This window comes from Amycolatopsis sp. NPDC041971 (assembly GCF_055588925.1).
In genome coordinates this window covers 30,570-34,092 of the sequence record NZ_JBVJCE010000012.1, presented here as the reverse complement: position 1 = coordinate 34,092, position 3,523 = coordinate 30,570, and the positions used below count along the sequence as shown (strand labels likewise).

3 protein-coding genes and 1 pseudogene are annotated in these 3,523 nt (G+C 69.9%); 2 read left to right on the top strand and 2 right to left on the bottom strand.

All coding sequences use genetic code 11. The features are described 5' to 3' along the window. Nucleotides 1–84: 84 nt before the first annotated feature. Nucleotides 85–1,050: a helix-turn-helix domain-containing protein gene (locus ACZ6DT_RS23100; protein ID WP_465598736.1), complete on the bottom strand. Its 966-nt coding sequence runs from the start codon at nt 1,048–1,050 to the stop codon at nt 85–87. A 52-nt stretch (nt 1,051–1,102) separates the two neighbouring features. On the opposite strand from ACZ6DT_RS23100, the gene ACZ6DT_RS23095 reads away from it, so the two are divergent. Beyond that, on the top strand, nt 1,103–1,498 hold the full coding sequence (locus ACZ6DT_RS23095; protein ID WP_465598734.1) for a cupin domain-containing protein: 396 nt from the start codon (nt 1,103–1,105) through the stop codon (nt 1,496–1,498). Here the strand turns inward: ACZ6DT_RS23095 and ACZ6DT_RS23090 are convergent. Continuing rightward, a complete protein-coding gene (locus ACZ6DT_RS23090) occupies nt 1,495–2,457 on the bottom strand; it encodes a GlxA family transcriptional regulator (protein ID WP_465598732.1) in 963 nt (320 codons plus the stop codon). The genes ACZ6DT_RS23095 and ACZ6DT_RS23090 overlap by 4 nt on opposite strands. A gap of 82 nt (nt 2,458–2,539) precedes the next feature. Between ACZ6DT_RS23090 and ACZ6DT_RS23085 the strand changes: the two are divergent. Beyond that, nucleotides 2,540–3,412, top strand: a pseudogene (locus ACZ6DT_RS23085) (DMT family transporter); the annotation flags it as partial. Nucleotides 3,413–3,523: the final 111 nt, after the last annotated feature.

The window sequence follows — 3,523 nt, the reverse complement described above, 5'->3', positions numbered from 1 at the left end:
AGTGTCAGCCTCCTGACGTCCCATGAAGGGTCCGTTACTTGCAAATTTTGCAAGTAACGGACCGTTCATGGCACGGGCGACCGACTACGAAGCGGTACTGAACCGCGCCCGGTAAGCCGTAGGCGTCAGTCCCGTAGCCCGCCGAAGCTGCGTACGCAGGTTCGCGGCGGTACCGAACCCCGACGCCCGCGCCACCCGGTCCAGTCGCTGCTCCCCACGCTCGATCAGCCGGCACGCCAGCGCGATCCGTTCGGTGGTGAGCCACGCCAGCGGCGTCGTCCCCAGTTCGGCGCGGAACCGCCGGTGCAGTGTCGCCTGGCTGGCGGCCGCCCGCGTGGCGAGGTCGGCGACGGTGAGCGGCCGGTCCAGCCGTTCGCGCGCCCAGGCGAGCACCGGCGCCAGCGAGGTGTCCGGCACCGGCGGAAGCGGACGCTCGACGAACTGCCGCTGGCCACCGTCGCGGTGCCCGGCGAACACCAGCCGCCTGCTCACCGCGTTGGCGATCTCGGCACCGTGGTCACGGTTGATCAGGTGCAGTCCCAGATCGAGCGCGGCCGCGCTGCCCGCCGCGGTCAGGACGTCGCCGTCGTCGACGAAGAGGACGTCCGGCTCCAGCAGCACTTCGGGATACAGCTCCCGGAAGAGCCCCGCCCATTTCCAGTGCGTTGTCGCACGCCGTCCGTCCAGCACGCCCGCCCGCGCCAGGGTGAAGGCGCCGGTGCAGAAGCTCACCAGCCGGGCGCCTCGCGCGGCCGCGTCGCGGATGGCCGTCAGCACCGGTTCCCGGACCGGGCCTTCCGGATCGGGCCGGTTCGGCACGATCACCGTGTCGGCGGCCTCCACGGCTTCGAGCCCGGCGATGCCGGTGAGGGTGAACATCCCCAGGTGCATGCGCACGGACGGCTCGGCGGCGCACAGCGTGAGGCCGTACCAGGGCCGGTCCAGTTCCGGCCGCCGCAGGCCGAAGAGTTCGGTCGCGACCCCCATTTCGAAGGGGTTGGATCCCTCGTCCACCAGGACGGCGACCTCGTGCGAGAAATCATGCGACATATGCGATTCCTAGCACTCACCGCTCGGGCGGTCCAGCGGTCAGGATCGGATCATGAGCAAGCAACCGATCGATCTGAAGACCGCGCTGGCCGGATTCGACGAGATCTGGAGCCCGCGAATCGTCGCGCGCGTCAACGATTACGACGTTCGCCTCGCGAAGGTCGCGGGCGAGCACGTCTGGCACGTCCACGAGAACACCGACGAGTTCTTCCTCGTCCTCGACGGCACTTTGGATATCGCGTTGCGTGAGGAGGGCGGCGAACGGGTCGTCACGCTGCCCCGTGGCTCTGTGTTCGTCGTCCCGCGCGGCACCTTCCACAAACCGTCCTCAGTGGACGGTGCGGCACTGTTGCTGTTCGAACCGACCGGAACGCTCTCCGTCGGCGACGAGCACGACGAGGTCCCCGACCATGTCCATGTCACCGTCGGGCAGGAAATCTCCTTCTAGCCGACGGAAAACGTCCTGCGGTAAGCACTCGGGCTGGTTCCGCGCAGCTTGCCGAACTGATGCCGCAGCGCCGCGGCGGAGGCGTACCCGCAGGCGACCGCGATGTCCTCAATGGACAGACGACCCTCCTCGAGCAGCGACTGCGCGCGATCCAGGCGGCGTTCGGTGAGCCACCGGTGCGGGGTCGTACCGGTGGCCGCCGAGAACCGGCGCAGGAACGTGCGCTCCCCCAAACCGCTGCGCCGGGCGAGTTCCGCGACGGTGAACGGCCGGTCCAGCCGCCGCTCGATCCATTCGAGCGCTTCGGCGAGCACGGTGTCGTCCGGCGCGGCGGTCTCGGGCACCGGCGCCTGCACGAACTGCGCCTGCCCGCCGACCCGGTGCGGCGCCGCGACCATCCGCCGCGCCAGCGTGGTGGCCGCGGCGACACCGCGCAATTCCCGCACCAGATGCAGGCACAGATCGACGGCGGCGACCGTCCCTGCGCTGGTGAGGATGCCACCGTCATCGACGTACAACGCCTTCGGGTCGACCTTCGCGGTCGGGAAACGCGACCGGAATTCCTGCTCATAGACCCAGTGAACGGTGCAGTTGCGGCCGTCGAGAAGCCCCGCGTAGCCGAGCGAGAAGACGCCCGCGCAGAAGCCCGCGACCCAGGCACCCCGGCTCGCCGCGTCACGGAGGACCTCGAGCACCGGCTCCGGCGGGTTCGCGCTACGCGGGGCGCAAGTGGGCACGATCAGCAAGTCGGCCGACGCCGCGAAGTCCAAGCTTCGCAAGCCATCGATCCCGAATCCGGACCAGCTCAGGACGTTATCGCCGCCGGGCGAGCAGACCGCGAAATCCCAGCCCTCGATGCCGTCGGCGCTGCGATCGGTGCCGAAGACCTCACACGCGACGCCGAGTTCGAACGGCGAGACCTGGTCGGCGAGCACCACCGCGACCTTCTGCACATCCATCCGGGCAGTGTGTCACAAGTTTTGCGGCCGATGTCATCTCTGACACTGGTCGAACGCGGACACGACGGCGAAGGTGGTCGCCATGACCAAGAACAACCCCCTGCTGCGGTGGACGGCCGCGATGGCGCTGTCCGGCACGATCGGCGCGGTCGTCCTCGAGAGCGGCGCCGACGCGCCCGCCGTCGCGTTCGCCAGAAGTCTCGTCGGCGGCCTGCTGCTCCTGGTGTGGAGCGCGGCTCGTGGCTGGCTCCGCCCGTGGACGCTCACCCGCCGCGACCTGCTGCTCGCCGTCCTCGGCGGGTTGTTCCTGGTCGGGAACTGGGTGCTGTTGTTCGCCTCGTACGCGCTGTCGTCGATCTCGGTCAGCACCGTCGTGTACCACACGCAGCCGCTGATGCTGGTCGGTCTCGCCGCCGCGTTCCTCGGCGAGAAGATGGCGAAGAGCCAGCTGGTCCGGGCGCTGATCGCGTTCGGCGGAGTGGCGCTCATCTCACTGTCCGCGCACGGTACCGACGGCGAACCGGTACGGCTGGAGGGGATCGCGCTCGCCCTCGGCGCGGCCGCGCTCTACGCCGGCGCCTCGTTCATCGCGAAGCAGCTCAAGCATCTGCGCCCGCACGTCCTGGCGGCCGTCCAGCTGGTGACCGGCACGATCGTGCTCGCCCCCGCGCTGCTCGTCACGCCGCTGCCCACGGACCCCTCGGGACTGCTGTGGCTGGTCCTGCTCGGGACCGTGCACACCGCGCTGATGTACGTCCTGATGTACGCGAGCATCGGCAAGCTCCCCACCACGACGGTGGCGCTGCTGTCCTACATCTATCCCGTGGTCGCGGTGGTGGTGGACATCCTCGCCTACGGCCACCGGCCGACGTGGCCGGAAATGGTGGGGATGCTGGCCGTCCTGGCCGCGGCGCTGGCACCGAAGCGAGCGGCCAAGCCCGAAGCGCGGAAGCCCGCGGTGGCCGTTCGGTCCAGCGGGGGGGGGGGGGGGGGGGGGGGGGGGGGGGGGGGGGGGGGGGGGGGAGGGGGGGGGAAGAGGACAAAGGACGGAAGTAAGACGAGAAAG

Bases quoted from the DNA above. Each gene is read 5' to 3' on its own strand.
- ACZ6DT_RS23100 (WP_465598736.1), bottom strand. From the start codon at position 1,050: ATGTCGCATGATTTCTCGCACGAGGTCGCCGTCCTGGTGGACGAGGGA.
- ACZ6DT_RS23095 (WP_465598734.1), top strand. From the start codon at position 1,103: ATGAGCAAGCAACCGATCGATCTGAAGACCGCGCTGGCCGGATTCGAC.
- ACZ6DT_RS23090 (WP_465598732.1), bottom strand. From the start codon at position 2,457: ATGGATGTGCAGAAGGTCGCGGTGGTGCTCGCCGACCAGGTCTCGCCG.